Genomic DNA, 17,299 nt, shown 5'->3' with positions numbered 1-17,299 from the left:
AAATGCCCCATATATTCATTAATGTGACACTTGAGAAACAAAAATCATGATTTTAAACGTGAATCCGCACATAAATAGAGTCAACGGTCACAAATCGCGATATATGTGACCGTTGGGGGCCGAAAGTGCCCGGTTTGAGGGCTGAATTGTTACATACGTGACAGGTCATCACATGCTTGTGCCAGGTGGTGACCCTCGGCCACGAATTTTTACCCTTCGGCAAACGTTTTCCGTGTTGCCCAAAACCCTTGTATTGATGAACAACGATCAGCAACGAAGTTGTCGAAGTAAAACGAGATCAATTTCAACAGACAATCGGTAGGCGTTTGCCTGTAAAGGCCGATCTCGGTCATCGGATTCAGTGAAATTCTCTATTTCAACTTATATAGCACCATATAGGAAAGCTAACGTTCAACGTATCTAAACCTGAAAAAATCGAGAAAGGCGGCAATCCACCCTTCTCGATTTAAACAAATCCAAGTTACTCTCTAATGCTCAAGTATCCGTCTTCGATTTCCTCTAGAGCTACACCGACATATTTTCTTGATACCGGTTTTTCCACACCTTGTGATCCTTCTTCTGTTTCTTGAAGTGCTCGCGCTCTTTGTGCTGAGATCGTTACTAGTGAGTACTTGCTATCAATTCGTTTTAACAATGAATCAATGGATGGATATAACATTTATTCATTCACCTCCACTTGGTTTCGATATTGGTCAATCACACGTTCTTGCCTTAGGTGCTCCGCTTGTACGATCGCTTGGATCCGCTCAACTGCACGTTCAACTTGATCATTTTCGACGACGTAATCATATTGCGCCATCATCTCAATCTCAGCTTTTGCAACGTCCATTCGCTGATTAATTAAGTCCATTTCCTCCGTACCTCGGCCTTCAATTCTTTTTCGAAGTTCTGCCAAGTTCGGCGGGGCAAGAAAAATAAAAATACCGTCTGGGTACTTTTGCTTCACTTTCGCTGCGCCTTGAACTTCAATTTCTAAAATAATGTCCGATCCTTTTTTTACGGTTTCTTGAACATAATGGAGGGGCGTACCGTAGTAATTATCCACGTATTTTGCCCATTCCAGCAGTTCATCATGAGCAATCATGCGCTCGAATTCTTCTTTTGATTTGTAGAAGTAATTGACGCCTTCTTGCTCGCCTTCACGTGGTTCTCTTGTTGTTGCAGACACGGAGTAGGAGACCCGTTGGTCAACACTTCGAAGAGCATTGCAGACCGTTCCTTTACCGACCCCTGCTGGTCCTGAAAGAACAATCAACAGACCTGGATCTTTTTTCAACCTGTTCACTTCCTTCGGTTAATCTTCTTCTGATTCGTCTTTTGAGTGCAACCTTTGTGCAACCGTCTCTGGTTGCACTGCTGACAAAATGACATGATCGCTGTCGGCGATGATGACTGCCCTCGTTCGTCTTCCATATGTAGCATCAATTAACATATTGCGGTCTCTGCCTTCTTGGATAATTCGTTTTATCGGTGCAGATTCGGGACTTACAATCGAAATGATGCGGTTTGCAGATACCATATTACCAAAACCGATATTAATTAACTTTACATTCAATAGAAACCCTCACTCTCTGCACATCGGTTACTCGATGTTTTGCACTTGTTCCTTTAGCTTTTCGAGCGTTGCTTTTACATCAATAACCAAACTAGGAATGGCTGTCCCCTTTACCTTCGAACCGATTGTATTCGCCTCACGATTCATTTCTTGCAAAATAAAGTCCAGCTTGCGCCCCATCGGTCCAGCTTCACCGATGACTTGCTCGAACTGTTCTGCATGAGATGCTAGTCGAGTCAATTCCTCGGAAATATCACTTTTTTCAGCCATAATCGCGACTTCTGTCATTAACCGGTCGTCGTCAATGCCAACACCCATTTCCTTCATTCGGGTCGTTAACTTCTCACGAAACTGTTCGGTCGCTTCATGTTGGAGGGCTGAAATTGCCTCCGTATATCGTCTCACACTTTGTAAGCGTTTTTCAATATCTGTTTGCAAGTGCTTGCCTTCATCACTACGCATTGACATCATTTCGAGTACCGCTTCATCTACGGATTTGAAGACGTTCGCTGAGAATGTTGACGTCCTGTCCGTGCTCGAACTTTCAGAAATGATATTTGTTCGAAATAGCCACTCACCAAGAGAGAGCTGCTTTTCTATAATTTCATGACGATCGATCATGTTTTTAGCTGCCTTTACATACTGATCAAAAAGTGCCCAATCAATAGACACTGTCTGCTCATGATGTTCACTCGCTTTGACCGTAATCAAAACGTGTATTTTTCCTCTATGAATCTGCTTTTTCATTCGTGTTGTAATGGCTTGCTCCATTTCCAAACACTGATCTGGAAGTTGCATTGACACGTCAAAGAAGCGGTGATTCACACTCTTTATTTCAACAATGACATGTTCACGGCCGCTCGAGAAGTTTGAACGACCATATCCGGTCATGCTTTTCATTACAGTCATCACATCCACTCATTTATTGTATACGTTTTTCAAGAGAACAACAAGTACGCGCCTATTTATGCCAGTTCTGACACGAGAAAGGAGGATTTTGTCGGCAAATGTCAATGATTAATCACACAGTTACATACCAATTTATGGTATATTAATGACAATGACATTACAATTATATGTAACTTTCATTTCAAGATATCGACAATATAGATATATATATATGGAGGTTTGTGATGAAGAAACATACCTTATTTCCAATGATAATTTGTACAGCATTTCTAGCAAGTTGCGGGACGGTAGACCCACCTACCTCTGTCGCATCCGTCTCCTCGGTTCACGCCGAGAATGCGATGAAAACAGCTCCGGAGAAGAAAGTCGTCGTGTACGAAGAAGGCAATGACGATTTTCGAGTTGAATTAGAGGCAGACCAGCTCAATGAGGATTATTTATCCGACTGGGCGAAAAACTTAGCCAGAGGCGAAGAGGGTTATGATCGTTCCATGCAAACCCCCAAGAACATTGACGGCACTTTAGAAGGCGGAAGAAGTGAGGTTATTCTTAGAGAAGGCGAGCTCGTAGAACGCGTGCTTGACGCTTCTTACTATGGGCGAGAGATTCAACTTCCACTTGACATTAACGAGCCAAACGTATCAGAAGATGATTTAGAGAATATTGGTGCCGAAGTGATTGGCTCCTTTACAACTTCTTTTAACGCCAATACGACCGGTAGAGTCGAGAACATCCGGTTATCGACGGAAAGTATCAATCGTGTCGTCCTCGGTCCAGGGGATTCTTTCTCCTTCCATGAAGTCGTCGGGCAAGCTAGTGCTGAACGCGGGTATCAAGAGGCAAATGTTATCGTAGACGGTGAATTTACGAACGGCATGGGTGGAGGCATTTGTCAAACGTCAACAACGTTATACAATGCTATAGCCGATGCTGGACTGGATGTTACCGAGCGTCATCACCACTCCTTACCGATCGATTACGTCCCTGAAGGTGAAGATGCGATGGTCAGTTGGGGCTGGGCAGACCTCAAATTTCAAAACAATCATGACATTCCGGTAATGATTACAGGAGATGTGGATGCATCAAGCGGTAACGTCACATTTAGCGTGAGGGCATCAACGAGTTTGTAAATACAATCACCGGGGTTCGGGGCTAATGATGCCAATGTGGCAGTTAGCCCTTTTTTTATATTTCGTAAACCTAAGCGCGTCAGCTCTCACTTGCTCACCAAAAACGCAGCCTTAGCATGGGCTACGTTTTTGTTTACATAATGTTATTATTGTTTCCTTCTTAAACCAGACCAGCTTAGAGCAACGGTTGGAATTGCTGCGAGACCGATAATTAAGAGCCATTCATTTAGCGATAATGCGGTTGTATAGAAAATCGGTTGTAAAAATGGCACATATATGACCGCAAGCATCATGATGAATGACAGAAGTACAGCAAAGACGAGTGTTCGGTTACCGAACGGGTTCCGGTGAAACACTGAATACTCGCTTCTGCAATCAAATACATGGATGAGCTGGGCAACGACGAGTGTTGTAAACGCAACCGTCTGTGCTTTCGTTAAATCTGGCAATCCACCACTTCCATAAAGTGTAATGACAAATGCCGCTAACGTTGCAAGACCAATTAATAAACCTCTCGTAATGACTTTTGTTCCTAGCCCTCTAGCAAAAATCCCTTCATTCGGATGCCGTGGAGCGCGTTTCATTACATCGCTTTCTGCACGGTCAACCCCAAGCGCCATCGCTGGCAAACCATCGGTAACAAGGTTTATCCAAAGGATTTGTATCGCCACAAGTGGGAGTGGTAAGCCAAGCAATAGTGCAAATAGCATAACAAGGATTTCTCCGACGTTGGAAGCGAGCATATAACGAATAAACTTTCTGATGTTATCGTATATATTTCTTCCTTCTTCAATCGCCGCTTTAATCGTCGAGAAATGGTCGTCAGCAAGTACGAGTGCCGCTGCTTCTTTGGCGACATCTGTCCCCGTTTTCCCCATGGCAACCCCGATATCCGCCGCTTTTAATGCTGGTGCATCATTCACACCATCACCTGTCATCGCAACGACGTGACCGTTGGACTGCATCGACTTTACAATTTTTAATTTATGTTCAGGGGTTACACGAGCAAAAACATACGTTTTTCCAACTTCTCGCTTAAAATCTTCTGTGCTCAATTGATCGAGCTGTTGCCCAGTCATGACTTTGCCGTGATCAGGCAACATGTTCAAACTTTTCGCCACTGCCCGCGCCGTTTCCACGTGATCCCCAGTAATCATTACCGTTTTAATTCCTGCCTCGCGGCATTCATGGATGGCATCCTTAACGTCTGGTCTTGGTGGGTCCATCATGGCTTCTAATCCGATGAGTGTCATGTTTGACTCCACATCAGCCGCTTGATGGTTCCCTTCTGGCAACGGCCGAACCGCAACCGCAATTGTCCGTAACGCTTGAGAAGCAAATTGACTAACACTTCTTTCCCACTTTTGCTTCATTTCTTTCGTTAGTGGTTTGACGTGGCCATTTACTTGGATCGTTGTACACCTTGAAATGAGTACATCTGGTGCACCTTTTGTGACGACGAACTTTTTGCCGTCTTTTTGTTTCATCACGACGGTCATTCTTTTTCTTGTTGAATCGAATGGTAGTTCGTCGATTCTTGTTACGGAACGGGACACATCTTCATAAAACCATCCTCCACGGGCCGCTGCTAGTACGAGGGCGGACTCCGTTGGTTCTCCACTCAATGTGTACTGCTGCTCCGTCGTAATGTTTGATTTGCGATCTTCCTCTGTCGTCCGTTTCAATTCGGCATTATTACAAATCAATCCATAATAAAGAACGTCTTGAATATCTCTAGACCCTTTTGTCGGTACGCCGTTATTCGTAAATGACCCGGTCAAACCTACACCGTCCAGAGCGACGTGTTCCGACCAAGTCCAAACTTCCGTGACCGTCATGTCATTTTTCGTCAATGTTCCGGTTTTATCAGAACAAATGATGGACGCGCATCCGAGTGTTTCTACCGCCGGAAGTCTTCTCACAATTGCTTTATAGCGAATCATCCGTTGTACACCTAGTGCTAAAGCGACAGTCACAATCGCAGGCAATCCTTCGGGAATCGCAGCAACGGCAAGAGACACACCCGCAAGAAACATCTCATATGTCGGTTGCCCTTGCAAAATACCAAGCACTACAACGAGAATGGTGAGCAAAATCGCACCGATAATTAGCACTTTCCCGAGCTGTGCAAGACGGCGTTGTAACGGTGTCATGACCGTTTCTGTCGTTTGCAACAAATGGGCGATCTTTCCCATCTCGGTTTTCATGCCGGTACCAACGACAATTCCCCTGCCTCGCCCTCTCGTTACAAGCGTTCCAGCAAACGCCATGTTATGTTGGTCGGCTAGTGGCGCTTTCTCATCATGCAATAACCCTTCGTATTTCTCCGCTGCCACTGACTCTCCCGTGAGATGACTCTTCAATCGCTAGCCTCATCGTCTCAATGAGACGAATGTCTGCACTGATTCGGTCGCCATTTTCAAGTTGGACGATGTCCCCAGGCACCGCATCTGCGGACGGAATGCTTTGCCACTTTCCGTTCCGAAGCACCGTCACTTCAGGGCAGATAACTCTTTTAACGCATGTAGTGAGCGTTCTGCTTTCCGTTCTTGAAAGAAGCCGAGCAATGCATTGACGAGCACAATCCCCATAATGACGAGCGCGTCGATGTATTCACCTAGAAGCCCCGATACAAAAGTGGCCACAAGTAATATCATGACCATAAAATCTTTGAATTGCTCCATGAACAAAATCGGCCAAGGTGTGCTTTTTTCTTCCATTAAACGATTTGGACCGTGGATGTGTAATCGTCTAGCCGCTTCTTCTTTACTTAACCCTTCTTCACTGTCCGTATTTAACGCTTTGTATACGGCATATGGATCCGTCTGGTGCCATTTCATCTCTTCCCACCCCACAGCTTGGACTTCTCAATAATCCATCCTATTCAGCAATGGGACAAAACATGCTATACTGTTCATTGCAAGAAAGGGTGATTCGATGTCTTTTGATGGATTGGTGCTTCGTTCGGTCATACACGAATGGCAAGAAGCATTACTCAATGGAAGAATTACGAAAATTAAACAACCAACCAATACTGAAGTGTACGTAACGATCCGTAACCACCGTCAAAATCATACGGTGCTTTTTTCTATTCACCCGAGTTTCGCAAGAGTGCATTTTAGCGAAGCCCCTGAGGCGAGCCATAAAGAACCACCGATGTTTTGCCGGATTTTGAGAAAGCATCTGGAAGGTGGATTCATTCGCGACATTTCACAAGTTGGGATGGAGCGAATTGCACAATTGACGATTGAAGGAACCGATGAAATTGGCGATCGCGAAGAAAAGCGATTGCACATTGAGATTATGGGTAAGCATAGCAACTTACTTTTAATTGATGACGAAGACCAGCTTATTGACGCTATTAAGCACGTATCTCCCGCTGTAAACCGTCATCGAACACTGTTGCCAGGACAAGCGTATACCCCGCCGCCAAGCCAGCATAAAAGCAATCCTTTTTCCGCAAATGACGAGGAGCTGCTTCGTAAGATTGATTGGAACGGCGGGCGCCTGGACAGACAATTGCTAAACAGCTATTCCGGTTTAAGCCCACTCATTACAAAAGAAATGGTTCATGTCGCAGGATCAGGAGGACGAGAATCACTCGTTCGTGCCTTTCTATCGATGATGGACCGTGTTCGAAATCATCAGGTCGATCCTGTTGTCATTACCCATAACCAAAAAGAGTCCTTCTATCTTTTTCCTCTTGAGCATCTTGGGGGTGAAACGAGCCGATACGAAACGGTGAACGAAATGATTGACGGGTTTTATCGAGGCAAAGCGGAAAGAGACCGCGTAAAGCAGCAAGCGTACGACCTTGATCGCTTTATTCGAAACCAATTGCAAAAGAACGAAAGAAAGCAAAAAAAATTATTCGACACATCTCGTTCAGCAGAAGACGATTTGCAAAATCAGAAATACGGGGAACTTTTGACTGCGCATATGCACCAACTAAAACTTGGCGATTCAAAAGCTGAAGTTATGACTATTATGACCCTGAAGGTGTCACGATTGTCATAGAGCTTGACCCAGAAAAAACGCCGGCAGACAACGCACAAATGTACTTCAAAAGATACAATAAAGCGAAGAACGCCCAAAAAGCGGTTGTTGAGCAGCTCAAACAGACGAAAAATGAAATCGATTATTTTGATGGTCTGTTGCAACAGCTACAATCGATCGCTCAAGCAGATTTACGAGAAGTACGAGAAGAATTAGAAGAAGAAGGTTACTTGAAGAACAAACAGCAGAAAAACAAAAAGAAAAAAGTTGAAAAACCAAAACCCGATCATTTTCGTTCAAGCGAAGGTATAGACATCTATGTAGGGAAAAACAACAAACAAAATGAATATGTAACGATGAAGTTTGCTAGAAAGACGGATACGTGGTTGCATACGAAAGACATCCCTGGTTCACATGTTGTCATTCGCGCCGAAGAATTTAGTGAGGAGACCCTTCACCAAGCCGCTCAACTAGCCGCCTATCATTCAAAGGCGAAAGAATCTGGGTCTGTCCCAGTCGACTACACGCTCATTCGGCATGTGAAAAAACCAAACGGGGCAAAACCCGGGTTTGTTACTTACGATGAACAGCGCACCGTCTACGTGACACCCGATCCGGCTGTTGTAAACCAACTCAAGCAATAGAGAGGAGAAGCGAATGAAACTTATCATTAAATTGCTCATCGGGATTGTCGCCGGGATTGTTATCGGACTCGTGGCGACTCAACTCCCTTCAGCTGTAATGGAAACTGTCGTCACCTTTCAGATGATTTTCGGCCAGTTTTTAGGTTTTATTATCCCTTTTGTGATTCTATTTTTTATTACGAGTGGTGTCGCTAGCATGGGCGCTGACTCAGGCAAAACGTTAGGATTGAGCGCAGGTATTGCTTACATCTCATCTGTGCTTGCCGGTGTGTTATCGTTTGTGATTGCACTTATTGTTCTTCCTTTATTCATTACCGAATCACAACCAAATGTTGGTGAAGAAAGTGGCTTCTCTCCGCTATTTGAACTTGAAATTGATCCAGCATTGGGCGTTATTACCGCCCTCGTCATGGCATTTGTTTTCGGGATTGGCATTGCGAGAACCGAATCTCCAACATTGAAGCGATTCTTCGATGAAGGAAAAACAATCATCGAAAAGCTGTTATGGAACGTCATCATCCCGTTATTGCCTTTTTATATTGCAAGCATCTTTGCAGAAATGGCCGCAGACGGTACAGTATGGGAAACACTCGCTTCCTTTGCACTCGTCCTCATCCTTGCAATCGGAACCCATTGGATCTACTTGCTCGGGACATTTACGACGGCTGGAGCAGTTGTTGGTAGAAACCCGTTTACGTCCATTAAAAACATGCTACCTGCCTATTTCACCGGACTTGGAACGATGTCAAGTGCAGCGACGATTCCCGTTACCGTAGAGGCAGCAAAGAAAAATAACGTCCGACACAGCATGGCTGAGACCGTCATCCCACTCGGGGCCAACATCCACCTCGCAGGCAGTACGATAACGATTGTTATGGCTGCTACAACCGTTATGATGATGTTTGGTGATTTGGCTACACCGACATTTGCGAACATGTTGCCGTTTATCTTTGCGCTTGCTGTAATTATGATTGCCGCTCCAGGGGTACCTGGCGGTGCCGTCATTGCCTCCCTTGGACTGCTCACGACGATGCTTGGTTTCACTGAAGCCGCTGTTGGCATCATGATCGCACTTTACATGGCACAAGACAGCTTTGGAACAGCAACAAACGTGACCGGCGACGGCGCGATCGCCATGCTCGTCGACCGATTCGTTCACGGAAAAAATCAAGGATAGCGAGTGCCACCTCGTTATTAAAATTACTGAAACGGCCCGCGATATGAGCCATATCGCGGGCCGTTTTTAGGGATTCACGTCGGATCAGAACGAACCCATCACGCTAAACAAGGCAAACGTGAACGCAGAATGGTCGATCCCTCGAGGTGTGGGTGGCAGACCGGAGGCCTCACTTCTGAGACTGTTATCGAGTTCATTGCATCTGTGCCCAAATTGGCGATTTTTTCATAAAACGGGGATTTCACCGCGAACTTGGTAACAGATTTGCGCCCCTCCAAAGTACGAGCATTCCGTCGGCGCGGCTCGAGGGGGCCGACATGTGTTCGAATGGGGTAAAATTTAGATGTACACTCTTTGGAAACAAAAATTAAACGGACCTCTATTTGTTTTCGTAATAGCAGAAAAAAAGCGGGTGCTAACCATCCGCTTTTTTGTTCATAACTTGTACGAGTGTGGACGTGTGCATCTAGATAAGTTGACTAAAGATATTCACTGAATCCTATGATCAAGTATGACCTTTTGCGGACGAACGCCTACTTATTGTCTGTTGAAGCTCATCTCGTTTCACTTCGGCAACGTTCGGTCCCGGACGTTGTTTGTCACTGCATGGGTTACCAGCAACACGGAAAACGTTTCCGAAGGGCAAAAAGACGTGACCAATGGTCACCACCTAGCGCAAGCTATGTTATGACCTCTCGTTTATGTGACCATTCAGCCCTCAAACCAAGCACTTTTGGTCCTCAACTGTCACTTAAATCGCGATTTGTGACAGTTGACCCCGTTTATGTGCGGATTCAAGTCTAAAATGATGATTTTTCCTTTCCAAAGTGTCACTAAAATGAACTTATGAGGCAGTTGGGCTTCTTTCTGTACACCGTAGCTAGTAGGCAGAAAAGCAACCCGTTTCGCCCTTCTGCTCTGGACTACATAGAAAACACGGTGGGCGATTTTTGACCACCGATGTTGCACTTATAGTCTAGACTATAAAGTAGACACAGCGAGCACAAGCGGAGGTAGTGAGAGGTGATGTCGAACTTATGCTCTGGAGCACTGACATACGCCTGAATTGGAAAGCGACAACTGTGCAAATTAGGAAAATGTTAAGTTCATCCTAACTACATAAGTTGAACTAAATAATTTTTTCAAGAACCAGTGGTAAGCTTGGCAAAGTTGAAACTGTGCTCGAGTTGCGACCGAACTGTTCTCAAGTTGAGGAAAAATAGCAGGAAAAGCGATATATTCTCATAAACTAGGTAACAGAATGAGCGAACTCGGTAACAGATTACAAGGTTACGTGTACATTTCCGCCCTTAAGTACCCACAAGCTGTCGGCGCGGTTCGCGCCGAACGGAGTCCGATTTGGCTTCGGCCGCACTCAGGCCGACAGGTTGCTAGCTTATGGGCATTGAATCTGCGCTCCAGTTGGAACAAACTGCGCGCAAAATGGCACCGCGCTACCCCATCCAACCCAACACCCAACTGTGCAAATCAGGAAAATGTTAAGTTCATCCTCTCTAGCTCGTTTTCGGCGACACCTTAATAAACGTTCACACACATAACAAGCCCTTACGCCTCTATACTTGCTTTCTTATGTAGTCAAAAAGAGATTACGTTTGCCAGTCGCTTGGTGCCAGTTGCCACCGTACTAATTTCTCGTATTCTCGCTTTGATAGTGTACCTTCAGATTGGGAGACGTCAAGCAACGTCTGGAAGTCAGTGAGCGTATATAATGGCACGTTTTCAGATTCCATATTGTTTATCGCTGCATCTAAGCCGTAAGAGAAAATGGCGACAATCCCGAGCACTTTCCCACCTGCATCAGCGACTACTTTGGCGGCTTGCAAAGAGCTGCCTCCCGTTGACACGAGATCTTCAACAATGACAACCTTTTGACCGGCGAGTAATTGTCCTTCGATTTGGTTCCCTTTCCCGTGGGCCTTCGCCTTTCCTCGCACGTAAATCATCGGCAATTCTAGGCGCTCAGCGACGAGTGCTGCATGAGGAATGCCTGCTGTTGCGGTTCCAGCAACGACGTCAGCTTCCGGAAACTTCGCACCGATGAGTTCGTTGAACTGATCGGCAATAAATGTCCGAAGTTTCGGGTGCGATAACGTTAAGCGGTTATCACAATAAATGGGCGCCTGAATACCTGATGCCCAAGTGAATGGATCGTTCGGTTTTAGACTTACTGCTTGAATCGCTAACAACTGTTTTGCAATTTCTTTATTTGCTTCCATCATTTTCTCTCCTTTACGACAAACCGTGCCACCGTTCAAAAATCTGGTCATACGTGGCAACAGGGTCTACACTTTCGGTAATTGCCCGTCCGACGACAATCGCACTGCTCGCTTCGGCTCTCGCGGTTTCTGGTGTTGCCGATCGCTTTTGGTCATGAGTGTCCGCACCTGCCATACGTATGCCTGGCGTGAGCGTGAAAATATCATCTGCTACGCTCCGTCTTAAGTCACGAACCTCATGTACGGAACAAACGACGCCGTCCAAACCGGCAGTGATCGTCTCTTTCGCCAAGTGGCGAACGGTTTCATCTAGCGATGTTTGGATGAGTAATTGTTCATGCAACATTTGTTCAGTCATGCTCGTAAGTGCCGTTACGGCAATACATTTTGTACGCGCTTGGCCGTGGATTTGCCCTTGTTCCAATCCTTCCCTTGCTGCCTTCATCATCTCGGTTCCTCCGAGCGCATGGGTAGTCACAAGATCGACACCTAATCCGGCAATTTGCTTCATCGTGCGTTCCACAGTTTTTGGAATGTCATGACACTTCACATCTAGAAAGAGAGGGTGTCCTCGTTCTTTCAGGTTATGAATAAAGGCTGGTCCTGCAGTATAGAAAAGTTCCATTCCCACTTTTAACGCGGGTAAACGACCGTCAAATCGCTTCAAAAAATCTTCAGCTTCCCCTTTTGAACTCATATCTAGAGCAATGAATAACGGGTGATCCATTAAGACATCACCCGTTTGCCATAAGTTCTGTCACGTGATCCACGCCCATTTTGTCCATCCACGTCTCCAGCTCATTAATAATCGTTGGGCATGCAAACGGATCTGTAAAGTTCGCCGTTCCTACCGCCACTGCGTTTGCTCCAGCGATAAGAAATTCCATCACATCTTTTGCATTTGAAATGCCGCCCATACCAATAATCGGCAAGTCCGATACTTGGCGGACATCATAAATCATGCGTAGTGCGACAGGCTTAATTGCAGGTCCTGACAAGCCGCCTCTTTCGTTGGCAAGTATTGGCTGTTTCGTTTTCCAGTCAAAGCGCATACCTACGAGCGTATTAATCATGGACAACCCGTCTGCACCAGCCGCTTCCACAGCTTTGGCAATGGCTACTACATCCGTTACATTCGGTGACAATTTCACATAAACCGGCTTATCCGATACCTCTTTTGCCAGTTGCGTTAAACGAGCCGCTTGTTCCGGGTCGGTTCCAAACTGGATGCCTCCCGTTTTCACATTCGGGCACGAGATGTTCAATTCAAACGCACCGACATTTTTACTTGCTTTCAACGTATTGATCACGTGCAAGTATTCTTCTGGGGTCGACCCGGATACATTCGCCAACACTGGCACGTCATATTCATTCAAAAATAGAAGCTCTTCATCTCGTACCGCCTCTGCCCCAGGGTTTTGCAAACCGATGGCGTTGAGCATGCCCGAAGGACTTTCTGCAACTCTCGGCGTTAGGTTCCCAAGGCGCATGTCTCCGGTCGTCCCTTTAATTGCAATTGCTCCTAAACAAGACAAGTCATACAACTTGGCATATTCTCTTCCGAAACCAAAGCAGCCAGAAGCTGGCATGATTGGATTTTTCATTGACAAACCGGGAAGCTCAATCGCCAATCTTTCTCGATTCATAGATATACCTCCTTCGCTAGGAAAACGGGTCCATCTTGACAAACTTTATAATAAGACCGTCGATCACTTGACTCACAGATGCACGCATAACAAGCACCGATCCCGCACCCCATATGTTCTTCTAAAGAGACATAACAGTTCGTTTCATCGGGCACTTCTGCCTTTAGTGCACGCAGCATTCCTCTCGGACCGCAGGCAAACAGCCAGTCTGCTGCTGGCTGTTTCTTTACTATGTCGATGACGGTTCCTTTTTCACCGTGACTTCCGTCGTCGGTAACGATCGTCACGTCACTGTGGGGAAGTTCGTAAAATGCTTTCTCATAAAACACAGATTCCTTGTCTGCATATCCGGCAATAATTGAAACTGGGATGCCTCGTTCTGTCAGTTGCCTGGCTGCAAAGTAGATAGGAGGAATTCCTACCCCTCCCCCGACGAGTAATATTCGGTCAGCGTTCTTTGGCAGCGATACAGGAAATGCGCTCCCACCAAGGGGGCCAAGCACATCGAGTCGATCGTTTGGACGGGCAGACGTAATCCGCTCTGTCCCGTCACCGACACGTTTATAAATGATCGTACACGTTCCGAGTTCGTGGTTCACCGCTGCTAGACTAAGCGGCCGCCGCAATACGAAGTTCTCCTCTGGCACACGAACGTGGAGGAAGGTGCCTGCTTCATGTAAATGCTGAACGAGTTCACCACTCAAAATGAGCTCGTACGTATCTTTTGCGATCTCACGATTTCGAACGACTTTCATCGGTTTTGCGTACATCACTGAACACCTTCTTTCACTTGCACTCGCTCTAAGCGTGGGACAGGCTCCGTCGCGAAAGACATCATTTCTAAAACGTGCAACAACGCAAACGCGGTATCCATTGAGGTTAAGCAGATGATTTCATGTTCAACCGCTTCTCTACGAATGCGGAATCCGTCACGTGCGGGTTGTTTCCCTTTCGTGAATGTATTGATGACCAGTTGGGCGTCTCCATCTTTAATGAGTGACGATATGTTCGGCGTGCCTTCTCCAATTTTATGAACGGTTTGAACAGCGACCCCTTCCGATTGAAGAAGTTTTGCTGTCCCACTTGTCGCCATTAACGTAAATCCAAGTCGTTCGTAGCGTTCTGCAAGACGTACGGCTTCTTCTTTATCTTTATCTGCGATCGTAAAGAGCACATTTCCTTTTCTCGGAATGTTCATGCCAGAAGCGACGAGTCCTTTGTATAACGCCTTCTCTAAATTTAAATCTCGCCCGAGCACTTCCCCAGTAGACTTCATTTCTGGTCCTAGATGAATGTCAACACGGCGAAGCTTTGCAAAAGAAAATACTGGCGCTTTTACCGATACACGGTCTGACTCTGGATGATACACGTCGGTGTAGCCTAAATCAGTAAGGTTCGAACCTAGAATAACTTGAGTCGCCAGTTGTGCCATCGGTACACCTGTCATTTTGCTAAGAAAAGGTACCGTACGACTCGCCCGCGGGTTCACTTCAATCACGTACACGCTGTTTTCGTGTAAGACGAACTGAATGTTTAACAAACCGATAATGCCGAGCCCTTTGGCGAGTTTCACTGTTTGGCGTATAACTTCTTGTTTCGTCTGTTCGCTAAGCGTTTGTGGAGGATAAACGGCAATCGAGTCCCCAGAATGCACGCCCGCTCTCTCGATATGTTCCATCATGCCAGGGATGAACACGTTGTTCCCGTCAGAAATGGCGTCCACTTCAATTTCTTTTCCAAAGAAATATCGATCAATGAGGACGGGATGCTCCGCGTGTACGTGCACCGCTTCCTTCATATAGCGAACGAGCTCATCCTCAGTATCAACGATTTCCATCGCCCGTCCACCTAGTACGTAGGATGGGCGCACGAGAACTGGATAGCCTAGCACGTTCGCCGCCTCAATCGCGCCGTCAACTGACGTGGCGGTTTTTCCTGGAGGCATCGGCACATCTAATCCTTTTAGCGCACGTTCAAACTTATCTCTGTCTTCAGCCGTATCCATTGCTTCAAGCGTTGTGCCAAGAATGTTCACGCCTGCTTCGTGTAATTTTTCAGCGAGGTTGATGGCGGTTTGACCTCCAAACTGAACGACGACACCTTTTGGCTTTTCTAGATCAATGACGTTCATCACATCTTCAAACGTTAACGGTTCGAAATACAGTTTGTCAGACATACTAAAATCTGTTGACACGGTTTCGGGGTTGTTGTTGATGATGATCGCTTCGTATCCAGCTTCTTGAATCGCCCACACGCTATGAACGGTCGCATAATCAAATTCAACACCTTGCCCAATTCGAATCGGTCCTGAACCAAGCACGAGTACCGATGATTTTTCGGTCTTAATGGATTCGTTTTCCTCTTCAAACGTGCTATAGAAATACGGTGTCTCCGAGGCAAACTCTGCTGCACACGTATCGACCATTTTGTACACTGGCGTCATATTCTGTTGCTTTCTAAATGCCCGTATGTCTCCTTCAGTCGTGTCCCACAATTGAGAGATGGTGGAGTCTGAGAAACCATTTTCCTTCGCCGTTTGTAACAATTCAGCATCCCACGGCGCGTCATTGATGGCGAGATGAAGGTGAACAAGTCCTTCGATGTGCATCAAATAGAACGCATCAATCGCTGTATGTTTGTGGAGCTCAGCTACCGTGAACCCTCTTCGAAACCCTTCAGCGACGGCAAACAATCGTTCATCATCGGCATTTTCCCACTGATGAATGAGTGCCTCATCTGTTTCATTTTCATAGCGTGGCAAAAGCAGATGGTCGTCTTTCATGTCTAGTGAACGAATGCCTTTTAGTAGTGACTCTCCAAAGGTCCGGCCGATCGCCATCACTTCACCGGTCGCTTTCATTTGTGTGCCTAGTTTCCGGTTTGCTGACGAGAACTTATCAAACGGCCAGCGTGGAATTTTCGTAACGATATAATCAAGAGCAGGCTCAAAGCTTGCGTATGTTCGTTTCGTTACTGGGTTTTTTAATTCTTTCAGATGATAACCGACAGCGATTTTTGTGGCAATTTTCGCAATCGGATAGCCGGTTGCTTTCGAGGCAAGCGCTGACGATCGGCTCACTCGGGGATTCACTTCGATCACGTAATATTCGTCGGAGTGTGGATTATGAGCAAGCTGAACATTACAGCCCCCTTCGATCTTAAGGGCACGGATAATCGTAAGTGATGCATCGCGTAACCGTTGATAATCACGGTCTGTGAGTGTTTGTGAAGGAGCTGTTACAATCGAGTCTCCTGTGTGTATGCCAACAGGATCAAGGTTTTCCATGTTACACACAACAATCGCATCATCATTTCGATCACGCATGACTTCATACTCGACTTCTTTCATGCCCGCAATGCTTTGTTCAACGAGGCATTGGTCAACGGGACTATACGCTAAACCAGAAGCAAGTGTTTCTTTTAATTGCTCCATCGTTGTGGCGATTCCACCACCCGTCCCCCCTAGCGTATACGCAGGACGCACGATGACTGGCAGACCAATTTCTTCGGCAAATTGTACACCTTCTTCAACCGAATGAACAATGTCGCTTGCTGGCACGGGCTGGCCTAGTTCGTGCATAAGTGAACGGAAGCTTCGCGGTCTTCGGCTTTTTCAATTGCCTCAAGGTCTGTACCGAGCAATTCTGTACCGTATTGCTGTAACACGCCATTGCCTTCAAGTTCCATTGCTAAGTTTAAGGCCGTTTGCCCACCCATCGTTGCAATGAGCCCGTCTGGCGTTCTTGACGAATGATGCGCGAAACGAACTCAAACGTTAACGGTTCAATATACACTTTATCGGCCATATTCGTATCGGTCATGATCGTTGCGGGATTTGAGTTAATAAGAACCGTTTCATACCCTTCTTCTTGAAGTGCTTGGCACGCTTGCGTTCCTGAATAGTCGAATTCAGCAGCTTGCCCAATGACAATTGGTCCCGAGCCGAGAACGAGGATTTTCTTGATGTCTTCACGCTTTGGCATA

Annotated in this window: 10 protein-coding genes and 3 pseudogenes; 3 read left to right on the top strand and 10 right to left on the bottom strand. The window is 46.1% G+C overall.

Annotated features, from left to right (window positions below):
- Nucleotides 1-481 precede the first annotated feature (481 nt).
- Genes rpoZ through JCM19039_RS02275 form a run of 4 tightly spaced genes read right to left on the bottom strand, consistent with a single transcriptional unit; the run spans nucleotide 482 to nucleotide 2,485 of the window.
- The gene (gene rpoZ, locus JCM19039_RS02290; protein WP_042423562.1) at nucleotides 482-679 is read right to left on the bottom strand and encodes a DNA-directed RNA polymerase subunit omega; all 198 of its coding nucleotides are present in this window, start codon (nucleotides 677-679) and stop codon (nucleotides 482-484) included.
- Nucleotides 680-1,297: a guanylate kinase gene (gmk, locus tag JCM19039_RS02285; RefSeq protein ID WP_042423560.1), complete on the bottom strand. Its 618-nt coding sequence runs from the start codon at nucleotides 1,295-1,297 to the stop codon at nucleotides 680-682.
- Between the two features lie 18 nt (nucleotides 1,298-1,315).
- The gene (gene remA, locus JCM19039_RS02280; protein ID WP_042401957.1) at nucleotides 1,316-1,576 is read right to left on the bottom strand and encodes an extracellular matrix/biofilm regulator RemA; all 261 of its coding nucleotides are present in this window, start codon (nucleotides 1,574-1,576) and stop codon (nucleotides 1,316-1,318) included.
- 27 nt (nucleotides 1,577-1,603) lie between these two features.
- Entirely contained in the window at nucleotides 1,604-2,485 is an 882-nt protein-coding gene (locus tag JCM19039_RS02275) for a YicC/YloC family endoribonuclease (protein WP_042423558.1), read from the bottom strand.
- A gap of 224 nt (nucleotides 2,486-2,709) precedes the next feature.
- Here JCM19039_RS02275 and JCM19039_RS02270 point away from each other — a divergent pair, with 224 nt between their 5' ends.
- A complete protein-coding gene (locus JCM19039_RS02270; protein WP_052398441.1) occupies nucleotides 2,710-3,615 on the top strand; it encodes a VanW family protein in 906 nt (301 codons plus the stop codon).
- A 146-nt stretch (nucleotides 3,616-3,761) separates the two neighbouring features.
- On the opposite strand, the pseudogene JCM19039_RS02265 reads toward JCM19039_RS02270, so the two are convergent.
- Nucleotides 3,762-6,455, bottom strand: a pseudogene (locus JCM19039_RS02265) (calcium-translocating P-type ATPase, SERCA-type).
- Nucleotides 6,456-6,552: 97 nt separating this feature from the next.
- On the opposite strand from JCM19039_RS02265, the pseudogene JCM19039_RS02260 reads away from it, so the two are divergent.
- Both JCM19039_RS02260 and JCM19039_RS02255 read left to right on the top strand, forming a co-directional pair.
- A pseudogene (locus JCM19039_RS02260) lies at nucleotides 6,553-8,255 on the top strand (NFACT family protein).
- Nucleotides 8,256-8,268: 13 nt separating this feature from the next.
- Complete coding sequence (locus JCM19039_RS02255; protein ID WP_042423556.1) at nucleotides 8,269-9,432, top strand: dicarboxylate/amino acid:cation symporter; 1,164 nt, start codon at nucleotides 8,269-8,271, stop codon at nucleotides 9,430-9,432.
- Between the two features lie 1,607 nt (nucleotides 9,433-11,039).
- On the opposite strand, the gene pyrE is transcribed toward JCM19039_RS02255, so the two are convergent.
- The 5 genes and pseudogenes from pyrE to carB form a co-directional block, all read right to left on the bottom strand.
- Nucleotides 11,040-11,669, bottom strand: coding sequence for an orotate phosphoribosyltransferase (pyrE, locus tag JCM19039_RS02250; protein WP_042423554.1), 630 nt, complete (start codon nucleotides 11,667-11,669; stop codon nucleotides 11,040-11,042).
- A gap of 13 nt (nucleotides 11,670-11,682) precedes the next feature.
- Nucleotides 11,683-12,396: an orotidine-5'-phosphate decarboxylase gene (gene pyrF, locus JCM19039_RS02245; protein ID WP_042423553.1), complete on the bottom strand. Its 714-nt coding sequence runs from the start codon at nucleotides 12,394-12,396 to the stop codon at nucleotides 11,683-11,685.
- Between the two features lie 7 nt (nucleotides 12,397-12,403).
- Entirely contained in the window at nucleotides 12,404-13,315 is a 912-nt protein-coding gene (locus JCM19039_RS02240; RefSeq protein ID WP_042423551.1) for a dihydroorotate dehydrogenase, read from the bottom strand.
- Entirely contained in the window at nucleotides 13,312-14,085 is a 774-nt protein-coding gene (locus JCM19039_RS02235) for a dihydroorotate dehydrogenase electron transfer subunit (RefSeq protein WP_042423548.1), read from the bottom strand. Before JCM19039_RS02235 ends, JCM19039_RS02240 begins: the two co-directional genes overlap by 4 nt.
- Nucleotides 14,085-17,298: pseudogene (carB, locus tag JCM19039_RS02230) on the bottom strand (carbamoyl-phosphate synthase large subunit). The gene JCM19039_RS02235 and the pseudogene carB overlap by 1 nt, the downstream one beginning before the upstream one ends.
- Between the last annotated feature and the right edge of the window lies 1 nt (nucleotide 17,299).

Source organism: Geomicrobium sp. JCM 19039 (genome assembly GCF_000698145.1).
Taxonomy (GTDB): domain Bacteria; phylum Bacillota; class Bacilli; order Bacillales; family Marinococcaceae; genus Geomicrobium_A.
Note: the sequence above shows the minus strand (reverse complement) of the source record. Positions and strands in the feature narration are given on the sequence as shown.

Bases quoted from the DNA above. Each gene is read 5' to 3' on its own strand.
- JCM19039_RS02275 (WP_042423558.1), bottom strand. From the start codon at position 2,485: ATGACTGTAATGAAAAGCATGACCGGATATGGTCGTTCAAACTTCTCG.
- JCM19039_RS02255 (WP_042423556.1), top strand. From the start codon at position 8,269: ATGAAACTTATCATTAAATTGCTCATCGGGATTGTCGCCGGGATTGTT.
- pyrE (WP_042423554.1), bottom strand. From the start codon at position 11,669: ATGGAAGCAAATAAAGAAATTGCAAAACAGTTGTTAGCGATTCAAGCA.
- pyrF (WP_042423553.1), bottom strand. From the start codon at position 12,396: ATGGATCACCCGTTATTCATTGCTCTAGATATGAGTTCAAAAGGGGAA.
- rpoZ (WP_042423562.1), bottom strand. From the start codon at position 679: ATGTTATATCCATCCATTGATTCATTGTTAAAACGAATTGATAGCAAG.
- JCM19039_RS02270 (WP_052398441.1), top strand. From the start codon at position 2,710: ATGAAGAAACATACCTTATTTCCAATGATAATTTGTACAGCATTTCTA.
- JCM19039_RS02240 (WP_042423551.1), bottom strand. From the start codon at position 13,315: ATGAATCGAGAAAGATTGGCGATTGAGCTTCCCGGTTTGTCAATGAAA.
- JCM19039_RS02235 (WP_042423548.1), bottom strand. From the start codon at position 14,085: ATGTACGCAAAACCGATGAAAGTCGTTCGAAATCGTGAGATCGCAAAA.